The 25494-nt window shown below is 72.6% G+C and carries 25 protein-coding genes; 19 read left to right on the plus strand and 6 right to left on the minus strand.

What is annotated here, in order from left to right; all coding sequences use genetic code 11:
• Positions 1-5 precede the first annotated feature (5 nt).
• Complete coding sequence (locus NITAL_RS16745; RefSeq protein ID WP_052667354.1) at positions 6-695, minus strand: hypothetical protein; 690 nt, start codon at positions 693-695, stop codon at positions 6-8.
• Between the two features lie 273 nt (positions 696-968).
• Between NITAL_RS16745 and pyrR the strand changes: the two genes are divergently transcribed.
• The 8 genes from pyrR to pyrF all read left to right on the plus strand — a co-directional run bounded on the left by pyrR (position 969) and on the right by pyrF (position 10896).
• A complete protein-coding gene (gene pyrR, locus NITAL_RS16750; protein ID WP_052667355.1) occupies positions 969-1496 on the plus strand; it encodes a bifunctional pyr operon transcriptional regulator/uracil phosphoribosyltransferase PyrR in 528 nt (175 codons plus the stop codon).
• On the plus strand, positions 1496-2470 hold the full coding sequence (locus tag NITAL_RS16755) for an aspartate carbamoyltransferase catalytic subunit (protein ID WP_052667356.1): 975 nt from the start codon (positions 1496-1498) through the stop codon (positions 2468-2470). Before pyrR ends, NITAL_RS16755 begins: the two co-directional genes overlap by 1 nt.
• On the plus strand, positions 2467-3792 hold the full coding sequence (locus tag NITAL_RS16760; RefSeq protein WP_052667357.1) for a dihydroorotase: 1326 nt from the start codon (positions 2467-2469) through the stop codon (positions 3790-3792). Before NITAL_RS16755 ends, NITAL_RS16760 begins: the two co-directional genes overlap by 4 nt.
• Positions 3789-4916, plus strand: a complete 1128-nt coding sequence (gene carA / locus NITAL_RS16765) for a glutamine-hydrolyzing carbamoyl-phosphate synthase small subunit (protein ID WP_052667358.1) — start codon at positions 3789-3791, stop codon at positions 4914-4916. The genes NITAL_RS16760 and carA overlap by 4 nt, the downstream gene beginning before the upstream one ends.
• A complete protein-coding gene (gene carB, locus NITAL_RS16770; protein ID WP_052667359.1) occupies positions 4916-8176 on the plus strand; it encodes a carbamoyl-phosphate synthase large subunit in 3261 nt (1086 codons plus the stop codon). Before carA ends, carB begins: the two co-directional genes overlap by 1 nt.
• On the plus strand, positions 8173-9114 hold the full coding sequence (locus tag NITAL_RS16775; RefSeq protein WP_052667360.1) for a dihydroorotate dehydrogenase electron transfer subunit: 942 nt from the start codon (positions 8173-8175) through the stop codon (positions 9112-9114). The genes carB and NITAL_RS16775 overlap by 4 nt, the downstream gene beginning before the upstream one ends.
• An 88-nt stretch (positions 9115-9202) precedes the next feature.
• Positions 9203-10195, plus strand: a complete 993-nt coding sequence (locus NITAL_RS16780) for a dihydroorotate dehydrogenase (RefSeq protein WP_083441678.1) — start codon at positions 9203-9205, stop codon at positions 10193-10195.
• Positions 10192-10896, plus strand: coding sequence for an orotidine-5'-phosphate decarboxylase (gene pyrF / locus NITAL_RS16785; RefSeq protein WP_052667361.1), 705 nt, complete (start codon positions 10192-10194; stop codon positions 10894-10896). The genes NITAL_RS16780 and pyrF overlap by 4 nt, the downstream gene beginning before the upstream one ends.
• Before the next feature lie 120 nt (positions 10897-11016).
• On the opposite strand, the gene NITAL_RS16790 is transcribed toward pyrF, so the two are convergent.
• From NITAL_RS16790 to NITAL_RS16800, 3 genes are all read right to left on the minus strand, one after another.
• Complete coding sequence (locus NITAL_RS16790; protein ID WP_052667362.1) at positions 11017-11685, minus strand: O-methyltransferase; 669 nt, start codon at positions 11683-11685, stop codon at positions 11017-11019.
• A gap of 226 nt (positions 11686-11911) precedes the next feature.
• A complete protein-coding gene (gene pyrE, locus NITAL_RS16795; protein ID WP_052667363.1) occupies positions 11912-12592 on the minus strand; it encodes an orotate phosphoribosyltransferase in 681 nt (226 codons plus the stop codon).
• Positions 12589-13209, minus strand: a complete 621-nt coding sequence (locus tag NITAL_RS16800; RefSeq protein ID WP_052667364.1) for a 5' nucleotidase, NT5C type — start codon at positions 13207-13209, stop codon at positions 12589-12591. Before NITAL_RS16800 ends, pyrE begins: the two co-directional genes overlap by 4 nt.
• 97 nt (positions 13210-13306) lie before the next feature.
• Here NITAL_RS16800 and mihF point away from each other — a divergent pair, with 97 nt between their 5' ends.
• Both mihF and gmk read left to right on the plus strand, forming a co-directional pair.
• Positions 13307-13627 carry an integration host factor, actinobacterial type gene (gene mihF, locus NITAL_RS16805; protein ID WP_052667365.1) on the plus strand — a complete coding sequence of 107 codons (321 nt, stop codon included), beginning with the start codon at positions 13307-13309 and terminating at the stop codon, positions 13625-13627.
• The gene (gmk, locus tag NITAL_RS16810) at positions 13624-14217 is read left to right on the plus strand and encodes a guanylate kinase (protein ID WP_052667366.1); all 594 of its coding nucleotides are present in this window, start codon (positions 13624-13626) and stop codon (positions 14215-14217) included. The genes mihF and gmk overlap by 4 nt, the downstream gene beginning before the upstream one ends.
• A gap of 14 nt (positions 14218-14231) precedes the next feature.
• Here gmk and NITAL_RS28135 read toward each other — a convergent pair whose 3' ends face one another.
• Entirely contained in the window at positions 14232-14789 is a 558-nt protein-coding gene (locus tag NITAL_RS28135; protein ID WP_052667367.1) for a LemA family protein, read from the minus strand.
• The gene (locus NITAL_RS28140) at positions 14786-15556 is read right to left on the minus strand and encodes a hypothetical protein (RefSeq protein ID WP_169786877.1); all 771 of its coding nucleotides are present in this window, start codon (positions 15554-15556) and stop codon (positions 14786-14788) included. Before NITAL_RS28140 ends, NITAL_RS28135 begins: the two co-directional genes overlap by 4 nt.
• 271 nt (positions 15557-15827) lie before the next feature.
• On the opposite strand from NITAL_RS28140, the gene rpoZ reads away from it, so the two are divergent.
• From rpoZ to NITAL_RS16865, 9 genes are all read left to right on the plus strand, one after another.
• A complete protein-coding gene (rpoZ, locus tag NITAL_RS16825; RefSeq protein WP_281175604.1) occupies positions 15828-16100 on the plus strand; it encodes a DNA-directed RNA polymerase subunit omega in 273 nt (90 codons plus the stop codon).
• Between the two features lie 5 nt (positions 16101-16105).
• Complete coding sequence (gene coaBC / locus NITAL_RS16830) at positions 16106-17323, plus strand: bifunctional phosphopantothenoylcysteine decarboxylase/phosphopantothenate--cysteine ligase CoaBC (RefSeq protein ID WP_211262466.1); 1218 nt, start codon at positions 16106-16108, stop codon at positions 17321-17323.
• Between the two features lie 131 nt (positions 17324-17454).
• Positions 17455-18648 carry a methionine adenosyltransferase gene (gene metK, locus NITAL_RS16835; RefSeq protein ID WP_211262467.1) on the plus strand — a complete coding sequence of 398 codons (1194 nt, stop codon included), beginning with the start codon at positions 17455-17457 and terminating at the stop codon, positions 18646-18648.
• Between the two features lie 7 nt (positions 18649-18655).
• Entirely contained in the window at positions 18656-20686 is a 2031-nt protein-coding gene (locus tag NITAL_RS16840) for a primosomal protein N' family DNA-binding protein (RefSeq protein ID WP_157041906.1), read from the plus strand.
• Positions 20687-20773: 87 nt separating this feature from the next.
• Complete coding sequence (gene def, locus NITAL_RS16845; protein ID WP_083442221.1) at positions 20774-21355, plus strand: peptide deformylase; 582 nt, start codon at positions 20774-20776, stop codon at positions 21353-21355.
• Between the two features lies 1 nt (position 21356).
• Complete coding sequence (gene fmt, locus NITAL_RS16850; RefSeq protein WP_052667372.1) at positions 21357-22307, plus strand: methionyl-tRNA formyltransferase; 951 nt, start codon at positions 21357-21359, stop codon at positions 22305-22307.
• Entirely contained in the window at positions 22304-23650 is a 1347-nt protein-coding gene (locus NITAL_RS16855) for a transcription antitermination factor NusB (RefSeq protein WP_052667373.1), read from the plus strand. Before fmt ends, NITAL_RS16855 begins: the two co-directional genes overlap by 4 nt.
• 55 nt (positions 23651-23705) lie before the next feature.
• Positions 23706-24371, plus strand: coding sequence for a ribulose-phosphate 3-epimerase (gene rpe, locus NITAL_RS16860; RefSeq protein WP_211262468.1), 666 nt, complete (start codon positions 23706-23708; stop codon positions 24369-24371).
• A gap of 2 nt (positions 24372-24373) precedes the next feature.
• Positions 24374-25375 (plus strand): GGDEF domain-containing response regulator, encoded by a 1002-nt coding sequence (locus tag NITAL_RS16865; RefSeq protein WP_052667374.1) that lies wholly within the window; start codon positions 24374-24376, stop codon positions 25373-25375.
• Positions 25376-25494 lie beyond the last annotated feature (119 nt).

The raw sequence follows: 25494 nt of genomic DNA on the forward strand, positions 1-25494 counted from the left end.
CGACCTCACCGCAGCGGCAGGCGCTGCGGGGCCAGCCGACCGGTCGCCAGGACCTCGCCGGTACGGAAGGTCAGCGTCTCGACGATCGCGTCGAACGGCAACGGTGGCAGCTCGAGTCGCAGCCCGGCTCCCTCGACGGCCCGGCGGAACGCCCCGACGCCCGGCAGCTGGAGCAGCGTGGCGACCTGGCCCGGGTCGGGGATGACGCGCAGCGCGCCGTCGTGGACCAGGACGTCGGCTTCGACGGCGATCCCGAGCACGGTCCAGACCCGCAGGCCCGTCGGTCCGAGCTCGAGGCGGGAGACCACGCCGGGCAGCCGCACGAGCGCGCCCAGCTCGCGTTCCTCGATGCGTGCCACGAAGGTGCCGAGCCCGGTGGTCACGACCCGGCCCCGGACCTCGGCGCGGACGTCGTGGATGGTCGCCTCGAGCGACCGGAGCATCGCCCCGTCGCCGACGGGGAGGTCGTCGGCCCGGAGGTCGACCCGTGTCCCGCGGAGCAGCGCGATCAGGAGCGGACGGTCGGGCGCATCCAGGGTCACCGCGTCGGTGCCGAGCTGATCCGCCAGCCGCCGGCGAGCGAGCGCCAGTCCCCGGGTCTGCGCCCACCGCTCGCCCAGGGTCGCCAGGGCGGCGGCGATGACGGTGAGGACGACCAGCACGAGGATGGCCACGAGGAACGCCGAATGCACCACCCTGCGCCCTCGTCGGTCTCGTCGGCTCCCGCCGCAGCGTAGGGCGGGCGCGCCCGACGTTCGAACCTGAGCGGCCGCTGCTGCTACGGTCGCCGACGGCCTCCGACAGCACCCGGACGCCCCGGCGGTGACCCCGCCGGCCTCCTTTAACGACCGGTCCTGTGAGGCCGGGAAGGAGCAACACGTGCAACGTCTCGTCCTGCCTCCAGACACCGCCCCGGCCTCCGGCCGAGCCGTCGCTCCCCCCGGGAGCCACGGGGGAGCGGGTGCCGCGTGACGAACCTCCTCGACGCCGCTGACGTCGCCCGGGTCCTGCGCCGTCTCGCCCACGAGCTGGTCGAACGTGAGGTCGGTGCCGAACGCCTCGTCCTGCTCGGCATCCAGACCCGTGGCGTGCCGCTCGCCGAGCGCCTCGCGGCGTTGATCGCCGAGATCGAGGGTGAGCAGGTCCCCGTCGGCAAGCTCGACGTGACCCTGTACCGCGACGACCTCGGCCATCGTGGGCCGCTCCCCCTCGGCGAGACCAGCGTTCCCGTCTCGGTGGACGGCCGGACCGTCGTGCTCGTCGACGACGTGCTGCACACCGGCCGCACCATCCGTGCCGCCCTCGACGCCGTCCTCGAGCTCGGCCGTCCCGAAGCGGTCCGCCTCGTCGTCCTCGTCGACCGGGGCCACCGCGAGCTGCCGATCCGGGCCGACCACGTGGGCAAGAACCTGCCGACCGCCTACGGCCAGCACATCCGCGTCCGTCTCACCGAGGTCGATGGTGAGGACGCCGTCGTGACCGAAGGGGCCGCCTGATGACCGACGTCGCGACCACGACCGTGCCGGCGTCCACCGGCGCGCCGCTGCGCCACCTGATCTCGATCGAGGACCTCGACCGCGACCAGCTCACCAACCTGCTCGACACCGCCCAGCAGCTGCTGCCGATCGCCGAACGCCGCGTGAAGTCGGCACCGACCCTGCGCGGCATGGTCGTGTGCAACTTCTTCCTCGAGGACTCGACCCGCACCCGCATCAGCTTCGACATCGCGGCCAAGCGGCTGTCGGCCGAGGTCATCAACTTCTCCGGCAAGGGCAGCTCGGTCAGCAAGGGCGAATCGTTCAAGGACACCGCCCTGACCCTGGCGGCCATGGGGGTCGACGCGGTGGTGATCCGCAGCGGCTCCTCCGGCGCGCCGGTGCAGCTCGCCAGCTACCTCGACGTGCCCGTCCTCAACGCCGGCGACGGGTGGCACCAACACCCGACCCAGGCGCTGCTCGACGTGTTCACGATGCGTCAGCACCTCGGCTCCCTGGATGGTCGCCACCTCGCCGTGGTCGGCGACGTCCTCCACAGTCGGGTCGCCCGCAGCCTCATCCAGGCGGCCAAGCTGTCGGGGATGGAGGTCACCCTCGTGGCTCCTCCGACGTTGCTGCCACCGTCGGTCGCGGACTGGGGCGTGCACGTCGCCCGCGACCTCGACGCGGTCCTGCCCGAGGTCGACGCCGTCGAACTCCTCCGGGTCCAGCGCGAACGCATGCACCGCGCCTTCTTCCCGACGACGCGCGAGTACGCGGCCGAGTGGGGCCTCGACGCCAGGCGGCTGACGCTCCTCAAGCCCGACGCCATCGTCCTGCACCCCGGCCCGATGAACCGCGGGGTCGAGATCAGCGCCGACGTCGCCGACGCCGACCAGGCCGTCATCACCGAGCAGGTCACCAACGGCATCGCCGTGCGGATGGCCTGCCTCTACCTGCTGCTGGCCGGCCGGAGCGAAGGAGCCTCCTCGTGACGACCATCGCGCTCCGCGGTGGCCGGGTCCTCGACCCCGCCTCCGGGACCGACGCCCGCCTGGACGTCGTGGTCCGTGACGGCATCATCGTCGAGGTCGGCACCGACGTCGACACCACCGGCGCCGAGACGCTCGATGTCGCCGGCAGCTGGGTCACGCCCGGCTTCGTCGACCTCCACGTGCACCTCCGCGAACCCGGCTTCGAGGACGCCGAGGACGTCGGGACCGGGACGGCCGCTGCGGCTGCCGGCGGGTTCACCGCGGTGTGCCCGATGGCCAACACCGACCCGGTCACCGACTCGGCCGCCGTCGCCGAGCTGGTCTGGCGCCGGGGCCGCGAGGTGGGCCTCGCCGACGTGTTCCCGGTCGGTTCGATCACCAAGGGCATGAAGGGCAGCGAGCTCACCGAGCAGCTCGAGCTGCACCGGTCCGCCGCCCGCGTCGACTGCTTCTCCGACGACGGCCTGCCGGTGGGCGACAGCCTCGTGATGCGGCGGGCGCTGCAGTACGCCACGCACATCGACGCGGTGATCTGCAACCACGCGCAGGACCCGGACCTGACCGAGGACGCCCAGATGAACGAGGGCGCGGTGTCCTCGGTCCTCGGACTCCCCGGCTGGCCGCACGAGGCCGAGGAGGTGATGATCGCCCGCGACCTGATCCTGGCCGAGGGCGTCGGCGCCCGCCTCCACGTGCCGCACGTGTCCACCGCCGGCTCGGTCGAACTGATCCGTGCCGCCAAGGCCCGTGGGGTGCGGGTCACCGCCGAGGTGACCCCGCACCACCTCGTGCTCGAGGACGAGCAGATCCGCTCCTACGACCCGGTCTACAAGGTCAACCCGCCCCTGCGCACCCGCGCCGACGTCGAGGCACTGCGCACCGGGCTGATCGACGGGACCATCGACGCGGTGGCCACCGACCATGCGCCGCACAGCCCCGAGAAGAAGGACCAGGAGTGGGAGCACGCCCCCTGCGGGATGCTCGGGCTCGAGACCGCGTTCGCCGTCGTCCACACCGAACTGGTGGCCACCGGCCTGCTCGACCCGCTGACGGCGATCGCACGGATGACCACGGGCCCCGCGTCGGTGCGCGACGTCGGTGACCACGGCGTCGGCATCACCGTCGGCGCGGCCGCGCACCTGACCGTCCTCGACCCCGAGGCGACCTGGCAGGTCGACCCGTTGGCGCTGCACAGCCGCAGCCGCAACTCGCCCTTCGTGGCCCGCACCCTCACCGGCCGACCGGTGCACACCCTGCTGCGTGGCCGCTTCACCCTGCGCGACGGCGCCGTGACGGCGGGCGCCCCGATGGAGATCGCATGAGCAAGGACGCGCTCCTCGTCCTCGAGGACGGCACCCACCTGCGCGGTCGTGGCTTCGGCGCGACCGGCACCGTGACCGGCGAGGCGGTGTTCAACACCGGTATGGCGGGCTACCAGGAGGTCCTGTCCGACCCCTCCTACCGCCGCCAGATCGTCGCCATGACCGCGCCTCACGTCGGCAACTACGGGATGAACCCGGACGACATGGAGTCCGACGCCATCCAGGTCGCCGGCTTCGTGGTCCGCGAGGCCGCGAGGCGACCCTCCTCGTGGCGGTCGCAGGGGTCGCTCACCGATGCGCTCCGCGACGCGGACGTCGTCGGCATCGAGGGGGTCGACACCCGCCGGCTGACCCGTCACCTGCGTGATCGAGGCGCCATGCGCGCGGCCCTGTCGACCGAGATCCTCGACGTCGACGCGCTGGTCGAACGGGCGCTGGCGTCGCCCTCCATGGTCGGTGCCGATCTCGCCTCGGAGGCCACCACCAGCGAGTCCTACGTCGTCCCGGCGGCGGGCGAGACCGTCCACCGGGTGGTCGCGCTCGACTTCGGGATGAAGCGCTCGATCGTCCGCGGGCTGGCCGAGCACGGCGCCGAGGTGCACGTCCTGCCGGCCTCCGCGACGCCGGACGACGTGCTGGCGCTCGAACCCGACGGCGTGTTCCTCTCCAACGGCCCCGGTGACCCGTCGGCGGTCACCCAGGGCATCGCGACCACGGCGGGGCTCCTCGGCCAGGTGCCGGTGTTCGGTATCTGCCTCGGATCGCAGCTGCTCGGTCACGCCTTCGGCGCCGACACCTACAAGCTCACCTTCGGCCACCGCGGGGTGAACCAGCCGGTGCTGCGGCGCTCCGACGGCCTGGTCGAGATCACCTCGCACAACCACGGGTTCGCGGTCCAGGCGTCCTCGCTCGGCGAGCAGACCGACGAGTACACCTTCGAGACCGCGGGTCTCGGGACGGTCGAGGTCAGCCACGTCAACCTCAACGACGACGTGGTCGAGGGGCTCACGGCGCACGACGTGCGTGCCTTCAGCGTCCAGTACCACCCGGAGGCAGCGCCGGGACCGAGCGACGCGCGCTACCTGTTCGAACGGTTCGCGCAGCTGATCCGGGGAGCCAACTGATGCCACGTCGCGACGACCTCACCTCCGTCCTGGTCCTCGGCTCGGGCCCGATCGTCATCGGCCAGGCCTCCGAGTTCGACTACTCCGGCACGCAGGCGTGCAAGGTGCTGCGCGAGGAGGGCCTGCGGGTCGTCCTCGTCAACTCCAACCCTGCCACCATCATGACCGACCCCGCGTTCGCGGACGCCACCTACGTCGAACCGCTGACGGTCCCCGCCGTCCGCGCGGTGATCGAGAAGGAGCGGCCGGACGCGCTGCTCGCCACCCTCGGCGGTCAGACCGCGCTCAACCTCGCCGTCGAGCTGACGGCCGCGGGCGTCCTCGAGGAGTTCGACGTCGAGGTCCTCGGCGCGGACCTCGAGGCCATCCAGACCGCCGAGGACCGTCAGCGGTTCAAGGAGGCCATGGACGAGATCGGACTCGAATCCCCCCGGTCGACCTACGCCAAGGAGGAGTCCCAGGCCTTCGAGGCGGCGGCCGAGTACGGCTACCCGGTGGTGCTGCGGCCCTCGTTCACCCTCGGCGGCAAGGGTGGTGGGATCGCCTACGACGAGGACCAGCTGCGCACCATGATCCGGCAGGGCCTGTACGAGTCGCCGGTCCACGAGGTGCTGGTCGAGGAATCGGTGCTCGGCTGGAAGGAGTACGAGCTCGAGGTCATGCGCGACCGCGCCGACAACTGCGTGATCATCTGCTCGATCGAGAACCTCGACGCCATGGGTGTCCACACCGGGGACTCGATCACCATCGCACCGGCGATGACCCTCTCGGACCCCGAGTACCAGCGCATGCGCGACGCCGCGTTCGCCGTCCTGCGCCGTATCGGGGTGGAGACCGGCGGCTCGAACGTGCAGTTCGCCGTCGATCCGGCGACCGGTCGCCAGCTGGTCATCGAGATGAACCCACGGGTGTCCCGCTCCTCCGCGCTGGCGTCCAAGGCCACCGGGTTCCCCATCGCCAAGATCGCCGCCAAGCTGGCGATCGGCTACACCCTCGACGAGATCGCCAACGACATCACGCGCGAGACGAAGGCTGCCTTCGAGCCGTCGATCGACTACGTGGTCGTCAAGGTCCCACGGTTCGCCTTCGAGAAGTTCGCCGCGACCGACGACACCCTGACTACCAAGATGAAGTCGGTCGGTGAAGTGATGGCCATGGGCCGCACCTTCAAGGAGGCGTTCAACAAGGCGCTGCGCAGCCTCGAGGACGGCACGCTCGGCTTCGGCTGCGGTCAGCCGCTCGACCTCGACGAGGCCGCGCTGACCGAGAAGCTCACCCGCCCCACCGCCACGCGCATCCGCGCCGTCGCCGAGGCGCTCACCCGCGGGTGGGGCACCGACCGGGTCAGCGAGCTGACCAGCTTCGACCCGTGGTTCACCGACCAGATGCTGCAGCTGGTCGAACGACGTCGTGAGCTGCGCAGCTACGAGCACCTCGAGACCGTCCCCGACGAGGTGCTGCGCGCGGCCAAGGCCGACGGGTTCTCCGACGCTCACCTCGCCGAGGTGCTGCGCACGACCGAGACGGCGGTCCGCACCCGCCGGTCCGAACTGGGGCTCCACCCGGTGTTCAAGACCGTCGACACCTGTGCGGCCGAGTTCGAGGCGTTCACCCCCTACCACTACTCGACCTACGAGGACGAGGACGAGGTCGAACCCTCGGACCGCGAGAAGGTCATCGTCCTCGGCTCCGGCCCGAACCGCATCGGGCAGGGGGTCGAGTTCGACTACTGCTGCGTGCACGCGGTCTTCGCCCTGAAGGACGCCGGGTACGAGACCATCATGATCAACTGCAACCCCGAGACGGTGTCCACCGACTACGACACCGCCGACCGGTTGTACTTCGAACCGCTGACGCTCGAGGACGTCCTCGAGGTGTGTCGCCGCGAGCGGCCCGTCGGTGTGTTGGTGCAGATGGGTGGTCAGACCCCCCTCAAGCTCGCCCACGCCCTCGAGAACGCCGGCGTGCCGATCTGGGGGACGTCACCGGATGCCATCGACGCCGCCGAGGACCGGGGCCGTTTCGGCGCGCTGATGGACGAGCTCGGCGTCGCCATGCCGCCCGGGGGGATCGCCCGGTCCGCCGACGAGGCTGCCGACACCGCCACCCGCATCGGGTACCCGGTGCTCGTCCGTCCGTCGTACGTGCTCGGCGGTCGTGCCATGCGGATCGTCGACGACCAGGTCGGGCTCGAGCGTTACCTCGCCGAAGCGGTCAGCGCCGCCCCCGATCAGCCGATCCTGGTGGACCGGTTCCTCGACGGCGCCATCGAGGTCGACGTCGACGCGGTCTTCGACGGGCACGAGACCTTCGTCGGTGGCGTCCTCGAACACATCGAGGAGGCGGGGGTCCACTCGGGGGACTCCGCCTGCACGCTGCCGCCCCTGACCCTGTCCCGGGGACAGATCGCCGAGATCGGGCGGGTGACCGACGGGATCGCCCGCGGCCTGGAGGTCCGCGGACTGCTCAACGTCCAGTTCGCGCTCAAGGACGACCAGATCTTCTGCATCGAGGCCAACCCTCGGGCGTCGCGCACCGTCCCGTTCACCTCGAAGGCGACCGGAGTCGCGCTCGCGAAGGTCGCCGCCCGCGTCATGGCGGGGGCCACCATCGCCGAGCTGAAGGGCGCGGGCCTCCTGCCGAAGCTGGACGCGGTCGACGGTCCACGACCGGCGCACATCGCGGTCAAGGAGGCGGTCCTGCCCTTCGACCGGTTCCCGGGCGTCGACGCGCTCCTGGGCCCCGAGATGCGGTCCACCGGTGAGGTCATGGGGATCGACCGGGACTTCGGTGCCGCGTTCGCCAAGTCGCAGGCCGGGACCGGATCGATGATCCTGCCGACGGAGGGACGCGTGTTCGTCTCGGTCGCCAACCGCGACAAGCGCGCCATCGTGTTCCCCGCCAAGCGCCTGGTCGACCTCGGCTTCGAGCTGGTCGCCACCGAGGGGACCGCCGACCTGCTCGAGCGTGCGGGCATCGAAGCCGCGGTCGTCGGCAAGGTCTCCCACGGGGACCGCAGCATCATCGAGCTCATCGAGTCCGGCGCCGTCGGGCTGGTGCTCAACACCCCGTTCGGGTCGGGTGCCCGCGGCGACGGCTACGAGATCCGCCAGGCCGCGGTCACCTCCGGCGTACCGTGCATCACCACGCTGGCCGGGATCCTGGCGGCGATCCAGGGCGTCGAGGCGGTCCGTCGCGGACCGCTCCAGGTCCGGTCGCTGCAGGAGCACCAGGCCGCGTTCGCGGAGGTGCGAGGATGAGCAAGCTCAGAGCCGGACAGGTCCTCGGGCGCAGCGACCCGGGTGCGCCCGTGAAGGCCACCTGCGAGGTGCTGGCCCGACGCCGCCAGGGTGCCTACTGGCTGCTGTCCATCTCGGCCCCGGAGATCGCCGAACGTGCCGAACCTGGCCAGTTCGTCGACATCGCCGTGGATGCCGGCGGCTCGCTGCTCCGCCGGCCGTTCTCGATCGCTCGGGTGTCCAAGCAGGGACCGTTCGCGGGGACGGTCGACGTGGTGTTCGACGCGCACGGTCCCGGCACCGAGTGGCTCACCGACGTCGAGTCGCACGACGTGCTCGACGTCGTCGGTCCGCTCGGCAGCTCCTTCCCGCTGCCCAAGCGCAAGGTGTCGTGCCTGCTCGTCGGTGGTGGCTACGGCACCGCGCCGCTGTTCTTCCTCGCGGACCGGCTCGTGCGCGAGGGACTCCGGGTCGACCTCATCGTCGGCGCAGCCAGCAAGGACCGCCTGCTCGACGTCATCGAGGCCAAGCGCGCGTCGGCCTCGGTCACCTTCACCACCGAGGACGGCTCGTACGGCGAACGTGGCCGGGTGACCGACGTCCTCGAGGAGGTCGTGACCCGGTGCGGGACGGGCGTGGTCTACGCCTGCGGCCCGAACCCCATGTTGCGCGCCGTCAGCGAACGTTGCGTCGAGCTCGAGCTGCCCGTCCAGGTCGCCGTCGAGGAGCGCATGGCGTGCGGCGTCGGGGTGTGCTTCACCTGCGTCCTGCCGATCCGCGGCAAGGACGACGCGGTCCGGATGAAGCGGTCCTGCATCGACGGACCGGTCTTCAACGGCGCCAAGGTCGCCTGGGACGAGAGCCGGTTCGCCAGCGGCCCGGCCGTCCTCGACGAGGAGCCCGAAGAGGACGAGCCCGAGGAGCGCCTGACCGACGCCGACCTGTGGGGGGATGTATGAGCGGCGGTTGTCACCTCGTGCTCGGGGTGCCATCGAGCGGCCCCTTGTGGGCTTCTGAGGGGCTGCGAGCGGTCTCGGAAGGATCGGTATGAGTTCCGATGTCAGGAAGGTCGATCCGGTCGCGGCGGCGGAGGTCGTCGTCGAGGGCGCCATCCCGGAGGCCGAGGTCGACCTCGCGGTGGACGTCGGCCGGCTGCAGCTCGCCTCGCCGGTGCTGTCGGCATCGGGCTGTTTCGCGTCGGGTGCCGAGATCGATCGGTTCTACGACATCACCGAGCTCGGCGCCGTGGTGGTCAAGTCGGTGACGCTCGAGCCCCGCGAGGGGCTGCCGACGCCGAGGATGGCCGAGACGGCATCCGGGATGCTCAACGCCATCGGTCTGCAGAACCCCGGCATCGACGCGTGGCTCGCTCGTGACCTGCCCTACCTGCAGTCGCGCGGCGTGCCGACCGTGGTGTCGGTGGCCGGCAAGAGCGTCGAGGAGTTCCGCGACGTGACGCGCAAGTTGCGCCGGGCCGGTGGCGTGGTTGCCATCGAGGTCAACCTGTCGTGCCCGAACGTCGAGCACCGGGGCCTGGTCTTCGCCACCGATCCGCGGCAGGCGGCCGAGGTCGTGCAGGCCGTCAAGCGCGAGGCCGACGTGCCGGTCCTGGCCAAGCTGACCTCCGACGTGACCGACATCGTGGCGATCGCGGCCGCGGTGGTGGACGCCGGCGCCGACGGCCTGACGCTGATCAACACCCTCCTCGGGATGGCGATCGACGCCGAGTCCGGCCGGCCCGAGCTGTCCAACACCTACGGCGGCCTGTCCGGTCCGGCGATCAAACCGGTGGCACTGCGCAACGTGCACCAGGTCCACACCGCGATGCCGACCGTCCCCATCGTTGGCTGCGGGGGAGCGCGGACGGCCACCGACGTCGTCGAGTTCGTCCGAGCCGGCGCGTCCGCCGTGCAGATCGGGACGGCCACGTTCGTCGACCCCTTCGTGCACCACACCGTGACCGGCGAACTGCGCCGGTGGCTCGCGCAACGCGGGATCGCGTCGCTGTCCGAGCTCCGTGGCCAGATGGTGGCGTGGTGAGCGGCCCGGCGGCAGGGGGCCCGGGGGAGCGGATCGTGGTCGCCCTCGACGTGCCGACCCTGGAGGAGGCTTCGGATCTGGCTGCGGCGCTCGCCGGCGAGGTCGGCTGGCTCAAGGTCGGCCTCGAACTGTTCGCCGCGCACGGACCCGATGCGGTCCGTGCGGTCGCCGATCACGCACCGGTGTTCCTCGACCTCAAGCTCCACGACATCCCGACGACGGTCGAACGCGCCGCCGCCCGGGTGGCGGACCTCGGCGTGGGGCTGCTGACCGTCCACGCGTCCGGTGGGCCCGCCATGATCGAGGGTGCCGTCCGCGGTCTTGGCGGCCAGGGCGAGGTGCTGGCGGTGACGGTGCTGACCTCGATGCGCGAGGACGACCTCGCGGCCGTGGGCCAGCCCGGTGCCGCCGAGCAGGTCCCGAACCTCGCCCGCGTGGCGGTCGAGGCGGGTGCCCCGGGCCTCGTCTGCGCGCCCCCCGACCTGCGCGCCGTCCGCGCTGCGGTCGGTCCGGACGTGCGGCTCGTCACCCCGGGGGTGCGGCCCGTCGGTGCGTCGGCGGACGATCAGGCCCGGGTCGCCACCCCAGCCGGTGCGGTCGCTGACGGCGCCGACCTCCTCGTGATCGGACGCCCCATCACCCGGGCCGACGATCCCGTCGCTGCCGCGAGGGCCATCGCGGCCGAGCTCCCCACCCCCTGACCTCGGCGTCCCGACCGTTTCCTGGGCTGATGCCCAGGAAACGGTCGGAAGGCAACGGTGCGCGCGGGTCGGTGCACCGACTTCTGGGCTGGAGCCCAGCAACCGGCAGGCTGGTTCAGGTCACCGGACGACGAGGACCGCCAGCCCGTCGTGGCCCTTGGCGCCGACGGTCTGGACGAAGGACGCGGTGACGCGGGGGTCGCTCGCGGCCAGCTCGGCGAAGCGTTGGACGCCGGTCACGGATGGATCGTCGGACGAGCCGAGGGCGACGGCGCCCTGACGCACCACGTTGTCGGCGACGATGACGGTGCCGGGGTGCGCCAGCTGGAGCGAGGCTTCCAGGTACTCGGCGTACGGGGCCTTGTCGGCATCGATGAAGACCAGGTCGAACGGCTCGCCACCCTCCTCGGTGAGTTCGCGCAGCGTGTCGATCGCGGCACCGACCCGGACCTCGACCTGCTCGGCCAGCCCGGCGGCGGCGAGGTTCTGGCGTGCCACCTCGGCGTGGGTCGGGTCGTACTCCAGCGTCACGAGCTCGCCGTCGGCCGGGAGGGCACGTGCGAGCCAGATGGTGCTGTACCCGGCGAGCGTCCCCACCTCGAGGATGCGCCGTGCACCGCACGACAACGCGACGACCTGCAGGAACCGGCCGATCGCAGGGGACACGCTGATGCTCGGCAGACCGGCGTCGACGGCCCGCCGGGACGCGGCCTCGAGATCCGCATCCGGTGGCCCGAACAGCCCTTCGAGGTGCTCGTCGACCTGTGCGTACAGCTCCTGCGCCTCCACCACCGGTCCTCCGTCGCCGACGTGACCGGACCGTAGTCGGCTACCGGTTGCACGGACGCGCGTGGGGGCGTGCCGGTGCTACCGGTTGCAGGGACACGCGGCAGGTTGGGCGCTTGCTACCGGTTGCACGGACGCGTGCGGAGGCGTGCTGTCGCCACCGGTTGCACGGACGCGCGTGGGGGCGTGCCGGTGCTACCGGTTGCGGCCGGCGCAGGGTCGGTCGGTGTCAGCGGGGGCCGTGCTCGGCGAGGTGTCGCCCGATCCGGTCGGCGTGTGCGGCGGTCAGCACGACGCGGCCGTCCACCTCGCGGTCGACCAGCAGGTCGACGACCTGTTCGATGGTCGCCAGCGAGGTCCCGGTCAGCCCGAACTCGGCGGCCAGCCCGTCGAGCGCCGAGGCGTCGCCGGACGGGCCCCGCTCCTGGCGATCGAGCCCGATCACCAGACCGACGACCGCGACGTCCGCGACGGCCCGCAGCTTCGGGATGGTCTCGCGCACGGAGGTCCCGGCGGTGGTGACGTCCTCGACGATCACCACGCGGTCCCCGTCGCGCAGCTGGTGACCGACGAGCGCTCCACCCTCGCCGTGGTCCTTGACCTCCTTGCGGTCGAAGGCGAACCCCACGTCCCGCCCGTGGTGCTCGGCCAGGGCGGCGGCGGTCGTGACCGCCAACGGGATGCCCTTGTACGCGGGGCCGAAGACCACGTCGACGCCGTCGCCGAAGACCGCCACGATCCGATCGGCGTAGAGGCGACCGAGCTCCGCGATGTGCGCTCCGGTGCGCACGTTGCCGAAGTTGGCGAAGTAGGGCGTCGGCCGGCCCGACTTGGTGACGAAGTCCCCGAAGCTGAGCACGTCCGCACGCACGAGGAGGTCGACGAGGGCGGGGTCGGCCGGGACGGTCACGGGCGGTCCTCCAACGGCAGGGGGAGCTGGGCGCGGCGGCCCTCGAGCAGGCCGAGCACGAACGCGGTGATCTCGGACCACGAGCCGACCCGGGGGCCGGCGAGGTCGCGGTTGTAGGGCTGGTCGAACACGATCGCGGTCCGTCCGGCGGCGCGCAGCCCGGCGATGTTGCGGGGCGAGTCGTCGATGTAGACGTCGGCGCCGACGTCGGGTTTGTCGCCGATGAAGCACAGGTCCCGGTACGGGATGCGGTGGTGGTCGAGCCACCAGGCGGTGTCCGCCGCGCTGACCTCATGCGCCCCGTTGAAGATCAGACGGTGGGTGATGATGCGGATCCAGACCCCCTCGTCCGACAGCTGCCACAGCGCCTCGGACACGCCGGGCAGGGGCTCCATCTCGCGGAAGATGCGGTCCTCGAGGACGGCGCGGCGGTGGGCATCCTCGAACTCGGGGAAGCTCATGCCCCACTCGGAGTAGGCGTCCATCACGGTCTGGGGTCGCAGCTCGGCGGGGTCGCGGCCGGTCCGACGGGCCACGGAGGCGCGGAAGGCGCTCTCGTAGTCGGCGCAGACGGCATCGAGGTCCACGCCGAGGACCAGATGGGCGTCGAACGTCACGACCGGCTCCTGACGGGATGGGGATCGGACGCTACCGGGCGGTCGCGGCGACTAGGGTTCTGGCCTCCGCACGTCCCGCGCCGAAAGCGTCCCGTCGATGGCCCTGCCCGAGCTCGACCCGGAACAGCGACGTGCTGCGCTCGCGAAGGCGGCCGAAGCCCGCCGCATCCGGGCGGAGCTCAAGCAGATGCTCAAGGCCGGTGAGGTCTCGCTGCGCGACGTCATCGATCGGTCGCGCTCGGCCGAGGCGCTGGCGAAGATGAAGGTCGCCGACGTGCTCGAGGCGATGCCCGCCTTCGGGCCGGTCAAGGCCCGCCGGCTGATGGAGGAGCTCGACATCGCCCCGTCCCGGCGGCTGCGCGGTCTCGGCCCCCGGCAACGCGAGGCGCTCCTGGCCACCTTCGAGGATCGCAGGTGACCGACGACCACACCGGCCTCCTGGTGGTGGTCGCTGGCCCGTCGGGGGTGGGCAAGGGGACCGTCCACGCCGAGCTCCGTCGCCGCCTGCCCGACGCTGTCCGGTCGGTGTCGGCCACGACTCGGGCCCCACGTCCGGGGGAGGTCGACGGGGTGGACTACCACTTCGTCGACGTCGCGACGTTCCGGCGCATGGTGGACGACGGTCGGCTGCTGGAGTGGGCCGAGTACGCGGGCAACCTCTACGGCACGCCGCGCGATCCGGCCGCGGACGCCGTGCGGGGCGGTGGCGTCGTCCTCCTCGACATCGAGGTCCAGGGCGCCCTGCAGGTGAAGGCCGCCGACCCCGACGCGCTGCTGATCTTCCTCCACCCACCGAGCATGGAGGAGCTCGAGCGACGGCTGCGGGGCCGCGGTACCGAGGACGACGAGGTGATCGGCTGGCGTCTGGAGGTCGCCCGCGAGGAGATCGCCGGCGCCACCGCGTTCGACCTCGAGGTGGTCAACGATCGGCTGGACGACTGCGTGGACGAGGTGCTCACCGCGATCGACGTGGCCCGTCGTGCCGCCACCGACGACGTGACCTTCTGACCGACACCGGATGATCAGAGCCGGACCTGCTGGGCGTGCCGAGCGGCGGCGTCCAGCACCTCGAAGGAGGGCCGAGGCTCGAACTCGAAGACGGCGGCCACGAGGTTGGAGGGGACCGAACCGCGACGGCGTTCGTAGGCGGCGATCTCGAGGTTGTACAGGCGCCGCGACGCCGCGATGCGGTCCTCGGTCTCGATCAGCTGGCGCTGCAGGTCCCGGAAGACCGCATCGGCCTGGAGCGCCGGGTACGACTCGCTCAGCGCCAGCAGACCGGTGAGCCCCTCGGTGAGCTGGTCCTCGGCGCGGGCCTGGTCGGGGATGGCCTGCGCGGCCACGGCGCGGGCCCGCGCCGCGGTCACCGCGTCGAAGGTGCGCCGCTCGTGGCGGGCGTACCCGGCGGCCGTCTCGACCAGGCGGGGGACCAGATCGTGGCGGCGCTGGAGCTCGACGTCGATGCCGGCCCACGACGCGTCGATGCTGGTGCGTTGGGCGACGAAACGGTTGTAGGAGAACACCAGCCACAGCAGGGGGAGCCCGACGGTGAGCGTCGCGATCAGCCAGCCGCCGGTCACGCCGGGCCTCCGGGGCCGGAGACCGGCGACGCCGTCCGCCAGACCTGCGCCGGCACGGTGCGCAGCAGCCCGATGATGTCCTGGGCGACGGCTGGCAGCTCGCCGATGACCCCTGGCAGGGACGCGTCCCGGTGGCTGGGTGACCCGCCGAGGACCAGCAGGTCCCGTTCGAGGTGGATGGTGCGGCCGGTCGCGGACGTGAGCAGCCGGTGCTGCATCGAGGCATCCAGCAGCTTCAAGGTGAACCGGGGGTCCGAGCCGCTGACGTTGAAGCGGCGGTTGAACTCCTCGGACTCGACCTGTTGATCGCTGCGGCGGAGCCCGATGCGACCGAGGATGCCCTCGGGCTTGATCGTCACCCGACCGGGGACGGCGACCGGGAGCCGGGCCACGGCCACGGTGGTGGTCGTCGTGGAGTAGTTGCTGCCCTTCTGGTTCTGGTGACGGACCTCGTGCCACCACTCGAAGCAGGCGACCTCGATGCGGACCGGGTGGCCGCCGAGCTCGACGGTGGTCGGTCCCTGGACCCCGTAACGCAGGCCGTTCCTGCGATCGCCACGAGGGGTCGCATCGAAACGTCCGGCGTACTGCTCCCGGCTGAGGCCGCCGGGGGTCTCGGTGAGCTGGAGCCCGTCGCGGGCGGCCAGGCGGTGCGCGCCCTCGCGCAGGAGCTTCTTGCGGTGGTACTGCCAGTAGGTGGCGGCGATCGCCAGGCCCCCGAAGAGGAGGACGAACACGAAGGGGAAGGCGCCGAACAGCGTGTCCACCGGGTGCCCCTCGCGTCCTCGGGCTCCCGTGGCCCGGCCGGTGCGGAACGGTAGCGGCCGCCGCCGCTGCACCTCGGAGGTCCGGTCCCGGGGCCCGTCGCCGCCGCGGCCGTGGTCGTGCAGCGGTCGCTGGCTGACGTCACCTCGCCGCACCGGTACCGTTGCGCGCGACCGACGCGCGCGTCCCGGCGCGTCCCCGTGCTCCCACGACCAGCTCTCCCGCCGCGCTCGCACCTGCGGCGGACACCCGGAAGGACCGGTCATCGCCCGCATCGACGACCTGATGGACAAGGTGGACAGCAAGTTCCACCTGGTGCACCTCGCAGCGCAGCGTGCCCGCGAGATCAACGGCTACTACGCCCAGCTCGGCGAGGGTCTCGGGACCCACGTGCCGCCGCTGGTGTCGGTGCCGTCCAACAAGCCGCTCTCGATCGCCCTGGAGGAGATCGCGCAGGCCAAGATCGAGGGCGTCGAACCGGCCGAGGGTGAGGGCAGCGAGGACCCGCTCGGCTTCATCGGCGGGGACGACGACCTCGGCGCCTGACCGTCGTGGGTGACCTGGCCGGTGTCCGTGTCCTGCTCGGGGTCACCGGCGGTATCGCCGCGTACAAGGCCGCGCTCGTCGCGCGGCTGCTGGTCCACGCCGGCGCCACCGTCGACCCGGTCCTCACGCGTGGTGCCGAACGGTTCATCGGCGCGGCGACGCTCGAGGGACTGACCGGGCGCCGCGTCCGCAGCGACGTGTGGGAGGACATCCCGGGCGAGAGCCACGTCGCGCTCGGCCGTGCCGCTGACGTCGCGCTGATCTACCCGGCGACGGCGCACACCATCGCCAAGCTGGCCGGTGGTCTGGCCGACGACCTGCTGACCACGACCCTGCTGGCGGCCACGTGCCCGCTGGTGGTCGCGCCGGCGATGCACACCGAGATGTGGCAGCACGCGGCCACGGCCGCCAACGTCGCGACGCTGACCGGCCGCGGCGTGCACGTGATCGGCCCGGCCTCGGGCATCCTCATGGGTGGTGACGTCGGCGCCGGTCGGGTGGTCGAGCCCGAGGACGCGATCGCTGCGGTCCGGGCGGCGCTCGCCAGCGCTGCGCCCGACCGCGACCTGCAGGGACGGACGGTCGTGGTGACCGCCGGTGGGACCCGCGAACCCATCGATCCCGTGCGCTACCTCGGCAACCGGTCCACGGGGAAGATGGGGTTCGCCATCGCCGACGCCGCCGCGCGTCGGGGGGCGAGCGTCCACCTGGTGGCGGCCAACGCCGGCCTGCCGACCCCGGACGGGGTGACCCGCCACGATGTGACGACGGCGCTCGAGCTGCGTGACGCGGTCCTCGGGCTGGTCGACCGCGCCGACGTGGTCGTCAAGGCTGCGGCGGTCGCCGACTTCCGACCCGCCACCGTCGCTGCTTCCAAGCTCAAGAAGGCCGACGGCGTCCCGGTGGTCGAACTGACGCGCAACCCGGACGTCCTGGCCGAGCTCGGCGCCGCGCGCTCCGGGCCAGGCGAGCGGCCCCTGCTGGTCGGGTTCGCGGCCGAGACCGACGACCCCGAGCAGCGGGGGTGGGACAAGCTCAAGCGCAAGGGGGCCGACCTGCTCGTGGTCAACGACGTCTCGCGCAGCGATGCCGGCTTCGCCACCGACACCAACCACGTCGTCATCCTCGGAGCCGACGGGTCCCGCGTCGAGGTCGCCCTGGCAGCCAAGCGTGAGGTCGCCGACCGGATCCTCGACCGGGTCGTGGCGGGGCTGGGCGACTGACCCCAGCGCGATCCGGGTTCGCACCGAACCCCCGGCCCCACCCGGGTGCCACCCACCGGGGTCGCTAGGCTCTCGGGCCGCCGCGCCCTGCCCCATCCGTTCGACCTCGTCAGACCACTCAGGAGGCCGCTGTGCCCCGCCGCACCCTGTTCACGTCGGAGTCCGTCACCGAGGGACACCCCGACAAGATGGCCGACCAGATCTCGGACGGCATCCTCGACGCGATCCTCACCGAGGATCCCGAGGGCCGCGTGGCGTGCGAGACCCTCGTGACCACCGGCCAGGTGATGGTCGCCGGTGAGATCACGACCTCGACCTACGTCGACATCCCCAAGCACGTACGCGAGACGATCCTGCGCATCGGGTACGACTCGGCGGACGTCGGGTTCGACGGTCGGACCTGCGGGGTCTCGGTCGCCATCGACGAGCAGTCGCCAGACATCGCCCAGGGTGTGGACACCGCCTACGAGTCGCGGCAGGGGCAGGACGCCGACCCCTACGACCTCCAGGGCGCTGGCGACCAGGGGATGATGTTCGGGTACGCCAGCGACGAGACGCCGCAGCTGATGCCGCTGCCGATCCACCTCGCCCACCGGATGGCCGAACGGCTCAGCGCCGTCCGGCGTTCGGGCGAGGTCGGCTACCTGCGGCCCGATGGCAAGACCCAGGTCACCGTCGCCTACGAGGACGGTGTGCCGAAGGCTGTCACGGCCGTCGTGATCTCGACCCAGCACCGGGGCGAGATCGACCTCGAGACCCTCCTGCGCCCCGACATCGAGGAGCACGTCATCCGGCCGCTGTTGCCGGAGGACGTGGACACCGACGGTCTGCGCATCTACGTCAACCCGACCGGGCACTTCGAGGTCGGCGGACCGGTCGCCGACGCGGGGCTGACGGGCCGCAAGGTCATCGTGGACACCTACGGCGGGATGGCTCGTCACGGTGGCGGGGCGTTCTCGGGCAAGGACCCGTCGAAGGTCGATCGGTCGGCGGCGTACGCCACGCGCTGGGTGGCCAAGAACATCGTGGCCGCCGGTCTGGCCAAGCGCGCCGAGCTGCAGGTCGCGTACGCCATCGGGGTCTCCCACCCGGTCAGCCTCGCGCTCGAGACGTTCGGGACCGAGACCGTCGACCCCGACGTGATCCTGAAGGCCGTCGAGGACGTCTTCGACCTGCGTCCGGCCGCGATCATCAAGGAGCTCGACCTCAAGCGCCCCGGCTACCAGGAGACCGCCGCCTACGGCCACTTCGGGCGCGAGGGTGACCGGTTCACCTGGGAGCGCACCGACCGGGCCGACGCGCTCCGCAGCGCCGTGGGAGCCTGAACCGCCGGTGATCGACGAGGATGCGCCCGCGGCCCCGGCCGCGGGCGCGCCCCGTCCGGGGCGATCCGGCGCTGCGGAGACCGCCGGCGGGCCGACCAGCGCGTCTCCCGTCATCGCCCGCGTGCACGTCGAGGTCGAACCCCTCCACCTCGACCGCCCGTTCGACTACCTGGTGCCACCCGAGCACCACGTGGCGGTGGGATCGCGGGTCGAGGTGCTGTTCGCGGGGCGGCGCACCCGCGGGCTCGTGGTCGAGGTCACCACCGAGACCGAGGTCGAACCGTCGCGTCTGCGGCCGGTCCGTCGTGTCCTCGGCGAGCACGCCTGGGTCCGCCCGGACGAGCTCGGCTGCCTGCGTTGGCTGGCCGATCGCACGGGGGCGCCGCTGGCCGACGTGCTCCGGCACGCCCTCCCCAAGCGGGTCATCGCCGTCGAGCGCGCCGCCGCGGAGGCGGGCTGGTACCCGCCGGGTACCGGACGGCGGCCGAGCTGCGATCCTGCGCCCGACGCCACGTTGCTCGAGGCCGCGTGGACCGGGTACGGCGCCGCGGGCCGGGAGCTGCGCACCGCGGTCGCGGGGGGAGCGGGCTCGTTCCTGTGGCGGCCCCTGCCGGGAGAGGACCTCGCCGCCCGGATCGGTGAGCTGACGCAGCTGTGCCTCGCCGGGGACCGCGACGTGCTCGTGGTCGTCCCCGACCCCTCGTCCCCGGCTGCGGCCGGTGTCGTCGCGGCCGCGGGCGACCTCGCCGTCGACCTGCGCGGCGACCACAAGGAACGGGGTCTCTACCGCCGGTGGCTGGAGGCGCGGACAGGTCGGGCCCGCGTGGTGGTGGGCCTCCGCGGCGCGAGCCTGTGGCCGCTCGAACGGCTCGGTCTGGCCGTCGTCCTCGACGAGGCCAACCCGGCCCTCAAGGAACGTCGCAGCCCGCGTCACCACGCGCGCGAGGTGGTCCTCGAACGCGCCAGACGCGCCGGTGGCGTCGGGCTGCTGGTGGGGACCGTGCCGTCCGCTCCCGCGTGGCGGCTCCTGCGTGAGCGCCGCGTCCAGCCCGTGGTGCCGTCCCGGGACGCGGAACGGGCTGCCCGTCCGAAGGTCACCCTCGTGCCCGAGGACGGTCGGGCGCGGACCCGGTTGGCCGCCGAGGCCACCGGCGCCCTGCGGCGAGCGACACGAGCCGGGACCTACGGGGTCGTGCTGGCCGCACGTCGCGGGGAGGGGCGGGCGTTGGTCTGCGGACGGTGCGGGGACCGCACCGTCTGCCCCACCTGTGCCTCGTCGCTGGTCCTCGGCCAGCGCGGTGCGGTGCTGTGCGAGGGGTGCGGCTGGCAGGCACCCCGCCTGCCGGCGTGCCCGTCCTGCGGTGAACGTCGCCCGGTGCCGCTGGCGGCCGGCGCCGCGTGGCTCGGCCGCGAACTGGCTCGGGCCACCGACGTCCCGGTCGCGGTGCTGGAGGGGTACGCGCAGGAGGCGCCGCCGCCACCGGCGGTGCTCGTGACCACCCGTGGCTCGGTGCTGGACACCCCACCCGGGCCGGTGGGCGCGGTGGTGCTGGCCGACCTCGACGGGGCCCTGCGGCGACCCACCCTCGACGCGGCCGAGGACACCCTCCGGCTGGCGGTCCAGGTCGCGAGCTGGGCAGCCCATCCCCGCACGCGCGCGGTGCTGCCGGCGGGCGGCGAGGTCGTGGTCCAGTCGCGCGAGCCAGAGCACCACGCCATCGATGCGCTGGTGCGGTGGGATCCGGGTGCCTTCTGGCGCACCGAGGTGGCGACCCGGGCCGAACTGCGGTTCCCACCGGTCGCCGTCGCGATCCGCCTCGCGGTCACCTCCGACGATCCGGCGCTGGCCGCGCAGGTGGCCGCCCACCTGCCGGCGGGCACCGACGTCCTCGGCCCGCTGCCGCTCGACGGCGAGGTGTCCTTCCTGCTCAAGACCGACGACCGCGCGGCGACGCTGGCCGCCCTCCGGCCCCTGCGCGAGACCTGGAGCAAGGCCGGCGTCGGCCACCGCCTCGACGTCGATCCCGTCGACGCCTGATCGCCCGGACCGTGCGGGGACCGCGGTCCGGCAGCCGCGTACGCTGTCGCGCCGTCCCCGAACGAAGCGAGGCCCGACGTGGCGACCATGGAGGTCCGGATCTTCGGCGATCCGGTGCTGCGGCAGCGTGCCCACGAGGTCGAGGACTTCGACGGTTCGCTGGTCACCCTCGCCAACGACATGCTCGAGACGATGCGTGCCAAGGAGGGGGTGGGGCTGGCCGCCAACCAGGTCGGGATCCTCAAGCGGTTGTTCACCTGGGAGCTCGACGTCGGTGAGGAGGAGGCGGAGATCGTCGGCGGGGCGGTGGTCAACCCCGTGCTGCTCGATGCGTCGGAGGAGCTGCAGGAGGGCGACGAGGGCTGCCTGTCGTTCCCGGGACTGTTCTACCCCGTCGACCGTCCCCTGCGCATCGAGGTCTCGCACCAGGACCTCACCGGCGACGATCACACCGTGCAGCTCGAGGGCTTCCTCGCGCGGGTCTTCCTGCACGAGATGGACCACCTCAACGGGATCCTGTTCATCGACCACCTGGCCGAGCACGACCGGAAGGCGGCCATGAAGGTCATGCGCGAACAGCGGCTGGCCGAGCAGGGCGAGACGCCACCTCCGGTCGCCGGCGGGCTGCTGCTCGGCAGCACCCAGCCGAAGCGACTCGGGAGCCGCTGACGTGCGCATCGTCTTCCTCGGGACCCCGGAGGTCGCCGTCCCTGCCCTGGAGGCGCTCGTCGCGGCGGACGACGTCGAGATCGTCGCGGTCATCACCAACCCGGATCGTCCGAAGGGGCGTTCCAAGCAGCCGGTCCCGCCACCGGTCAAGGTCGCTGCCGAGGCCCACGGGCTGCCCGTCTGGCAGCCCGTCAAGCCCATCGAGGTGGTCGACGACCTGGCCGCCCTCGACGTCGACGCCTGCGCCATCGTGGCCTACGGGGCGCTGCTGCCCCGACGTGTCCTGGACGCCGGGGGGCGCGGGTTCGTCAACCTGCACTTCTCGCTGTTGCCGCGCTGGCGTGGCGCGGCCCCCGTCCAGCACGCCATCCGTGCCGGTGACCGCGTCACGGGTGTGACCTGTTTCGTCCTCGACGAGGGGATGGACACCGGTGCGGTGCTGGCCACCGAGGAGGTGCAGATCGCTCGTGACGACACCTCCGGCAGCCTGCTCGCCCGCCTCGCCGACGTCGGCGCCCCCGTCCTGCTCGACGCGTTGCGACGTCTCGTCGACGGGCAGCAGCCCGTCCCGCAGCCCGAGGAGGGCGCCACCCTCGCCCCGAAGATCACCCCCGAGAACGCGGTCATCGACTGGTCGGCGTCGGCCGTGATCATCACCGACCTGGTCCGCAGCGCGGACCCGGCACCCGGGGCCCACACGACGTTCCGCGGCAAGCGCCTGAAGATCTGGTCGGTGCGTCCGGTCGACCCGGTCCAGGACGGTGCCGACCCGCCGGTCGTGGCCGCGGCCACGCCGGGGGAGGTCGTGGCGGTCGGCAAGCGGGCGGCCGTCGTAGCCTGCGCGGACGGTGCGGTCGAGCTGCTCGCCGTCCAGCCGGAGGGCAAGGGCCGGGTCGACGGCGCGGCGTTCGTCAACGGGCAGCGGCCCGAGCTGGGTGAACGCCTCGGATGAGCGACCCGTCCCGGCGCCGTCAGGCGCCGCCCGAGCCGGCCGGCCTGCCGGCGCGCCGTGCCGCCCTGGCCGCCCTCCGAGCGGTCGAGGAAGACGGCGCCTGGTCGAACACCGCGGTACCGGCCGCCGTCACGGACCTCGAGCAGGCGCGCGACCGCAGCCTGGCGAGCCACCTCGCCTACGACACCCTCCGTTTCGAGGGGACCCTGGACTGGGCGCTCGGGCACGTGCTCACCCGACCACCCGACCGGGTCGAGGCGCCGCTGCGTCGGGTGCTGCGCCTCGGCGCCCTGCAGCTGCTGCGGACCGAGGTGCCGTCACACGCGGCCGTGGCCACCAGCGTCGCCCTGGCCCGCGAGTCGGTGCCCTCCGGCCGGGCGCAGGGAGCGGGTGGGTTCGTCAACGGCGTCCTGCGGGCGCTCGACCGCCAGCGCGACCAGCTGCCGTGGCCGGATCGGGCGACCGACCCGGTCGCCCACCTCGCGCTGACCACGGCGCACCCGGTGTGGATCGTCCGCGAGCTGGTCGACCGGTTCGGGGACGAGCGCGCCGAGGCCATCCTGCTGGCCGACGATGCACCCCCTGGTCTGACCCTCCGCGCGACGGGCGACCGGGACGCGCTGCTCGCCGAGCTCACGGCGGCCGGTGTCACGGCGACCGCCGGTGCCACGCCGGCCTCGATCCGGGCCCCCGGCGCCGACCCCCGCCGCCTCGGCGCCTTCATCGAGGGGCGCGCGGTCCCGCAGGACGAGGCATCGCAGCGGGTCGTGCTGGCGGCCGATGTCGCGCCGGGCGACCGCGTCCTGGACCTGTGCGCCGGCCCGGGCGGCAAGACGACCTACCTCGCCGCCGGCGTCGGTCCGGCCGGCCCGCCCGTCGTGGCCGTCGAGCTCCACCCGCACCGGGCCGAGATGGTGCGTTCGGCGGCGCACCGTCAGGGTGTCGCCGTGGACGTGCGGGTCGGCGACGCGGCCGTCCCACCCGTCCCCGACGACGCCCGCTTCGACGTCGTGCTGCTCGACGCACCGTGCACGGGCCTCGGCACGGGGCGGCGTCGCCCGGAGGTGCGGTGGCGGCGCACACCGACCGACGTCACCGACCTCGCGTCGCTCCAGCGCAGCCTCGTCCTGGCAGCTGCCGACCGGGTGGCACCGGGCGGGCGCCTGGTCTACAGCGTGTGCACGTGGACGGCGGCCGAGACCACCGAGATCGCCGCATGGTTGGACCAGCAGCGGCCGGACCTGGAGCCGGGCGAACGCGTCCAGCTCCTGCCCGACCGCGACGACACCGATGGCATGTACCTGGCAGTGTGGAACCGCACCGATCGGGATGCCGACCGTTAGGCTCCTAGGGCCCGTCCCCGACCTCGAGAGGCCAGCAGCGGTGCACGACCTGGTGGTGTCCCCGTCGATCCTCGCCGCGGACTTCTCGCGCCTCGCCGACGAGGTGAACGATGTCGGTGACGCCGTCCCGTGGATGCACGTGGACGTGATGGACGGCCACTACGTGCCCAACATCACCCTCGGGCAGCCGGTGGTGGCATCGCTCCGCGCGGCGACCGACCACTTCCTCGACTGCCACCTGATGATCAGCGACCCGCGCACCTACGCGCCGCAGTTCGTCGCGCTCGGTGCCGAGTCGGTCACCTTCCACCCGGAGGTCGACGACGACCCGCTGTCGATCGTCCACGCCCTGCGCGAGCTCGGGGCACACGTGGGGGTGGCGCTCAAGCCGAAGCTGCCGCTCTCCCTCGTCGAGGAGCTCCTCCCGCACGTCGACATGCTGCTGCTGATGACCGTCGAACCCGGGTTCGGCGGGCAGGCGTTCATCCCCGAGGTCCTGCCGAAGATCGCCGCGGCCGACGACTGGCGTGGCGCCCACGGGGCGGACTTCCGCATCGAGGTCGACGGCGGGATCACGGTCGACACCGTGGCGGGCACCGTGCGTGCCGGGGCGGACACCATCGTCGCCGGCTCGTCCGTCTTCGGGCACCAGGACCGTCGGGCGGCTGTCCGCGCCCTGGTCGATGCCGCGATCGCTGTGCAGTCGTCGGCACGGACGTGACCGTGGCGCGGGTGCTCGTCGCGGACGACGACGAGGACATCCGTGCCTACCTCGAGGTGACCCTGAGCCTCAACGGCTACGAGGTCATCGAGGCGTGCGACGGCGTCGAGGCGCTCGAGCACGCACGCCGGGGTGAGCCCGACATCGTCCTGCTCGACGTCATGATGCCCCGCGTGGACGGCCTCGAGGTCCTGCGACGCCTACGAGAGGACGCCAGGACGGCTCACCTGCCGATCGTCCTGCTCACGGCTCGTGGCCAGGCGTCGGACACCGTCGAGGGGCTCGATGCCGGCGCGGACGGCTACCTGACCAAGCCGTTCGACGCCGACGTCCTGCTCGCCCACGTCCGGGCGGCCCTCCGGCGCGCCGATCAGCAGAGTGCCCGCAACCCCCTGACCGGCCTGCCCGGCAACGAACGCATCCTGTCGGAGCTGACCGAACGGCTCGAGCGCGGCGACCAGCTCGCGCTGCTCTACGTCGATCTCGACCAGTTCAAGCCCTTCAACGACCACTACGGGTTCCTGCGCGGGGACGAGGCGATCCGCGCCACCGCCTCGCTGTTGCAGGCGGTCGCCTCCGAGCACGGCGACGAGCACACCTTCATCGGCCACGTCGGCGGCGACGACTTCGTGGTGGTGGCCCCCGCCGAGCTCGCCGACGACATCGCGCTGGCGATCTGCCGCCGCTTCGACGCGTTGGCGCCCACCTTCTACGACCCCGTCGACCGGCTCGCCGGTGCCATCGAGGTCGCCGATCGCCGCGGCGTGCCGCAGCGATACCCGTTGCTGTCGCTGTCCATCGGCGCGGCGTCGACCGAGACCCGCGAGCTGGTCCACCCCGGCGAGCTCGTCGAGGTCGCCACCGAGATGAAGCGGTACGCCAAGACACGCGGCGGGGGCGGACGATCGACCTACGCGGTCGACCGACGACGTGACGACGAGCGTGCGGTCGACCTCGAGATCGAGTTGCCCCTGCCGGGTGACGCCAACGGGGCGGGCGGCTGACCCGTCGTCCGGGACTGGCTGTCGCGGCCGGTAGGCTCGCGGGGGCGCGTCCCCGGGGCAGGGTGAGGACCCACCGGTGGTCCGCCTGGCGCCGGCTGACGCTCCCGTACCCGTGCCGT

Source organism: Nitriliruptor alkaliphilus DSM 45188 (assembly GCF_000969705.1).
Classification (GTDB): domain Bacteria; phylum Actinomycetota; class Nitriliruptoria; order Nitriliruptorales; family Nitriliruptoraceae; genus Nitriliruptor; species Nitriliruptor alkaliphilus.

What these genes read in the sequence shown, in the direction of transcription:
- NITAL_RS16755 (WP_052667356.1), top strand. Translation starts at nt 1,496, where the DNA reads ATGACCGACGTCGCGACCACGACCGTGCCGGCGTCCACCGGCGCGCCG.
- carA (WP_052667358.1), top strand. Translation starts at nt 3,789, where the DNA reads ATGAGCAAGGACGCGCTCCTCGTCCTCGAGGACGGCACCCACCTGCGC.
- carB (WP_052667359.1), top strand. Translation starts at nt 4,916, where the DNA reads ATGCCACGTCGCGACGACCTCACCTCCGTCCTGGTCCTCGGCTCGGGC.
- NITAL_RS16775 (WP_052667360.1), top strand. Translation starts at nt 8,173, where the DNA reads ATGAGCAAGCTCAGAGCCGGACAGGTCCTCGGGCGCAGCGACCCGGGT.
- NITAL_RS16780 (WP_083441678.1), top strand. Translation starts at nt 9,203, where the DNA reads ATGAGTTCCGATGTCAGGAAGGTCGATCCGGTCGCGGCGGCGGAGGTC.
- mihF (WP_052667365.1), top strand. Translation starts at nt 13,307, where the DNA reads ATGGCCCTGCCCGAGCTCGACCCGGAACAGCGACGTGCTGCGCTCGCG.
- def (WP_083442221.1), top strand. Translation starts at nt 20,774, where the DNA reads ATGGAGGTCCGGATCTTCGGCGATCCGGTGCTGCGGCAGCGTGCCCAC.
- NITAL_RS16855 (WP_052667373.1), top strand. Translation starts at nt 22,304, where the DNA reads ATGAGCGACCCGTCCCGGCGCCGTCAGGCGCCGCCCGAGCCGGCCGGC.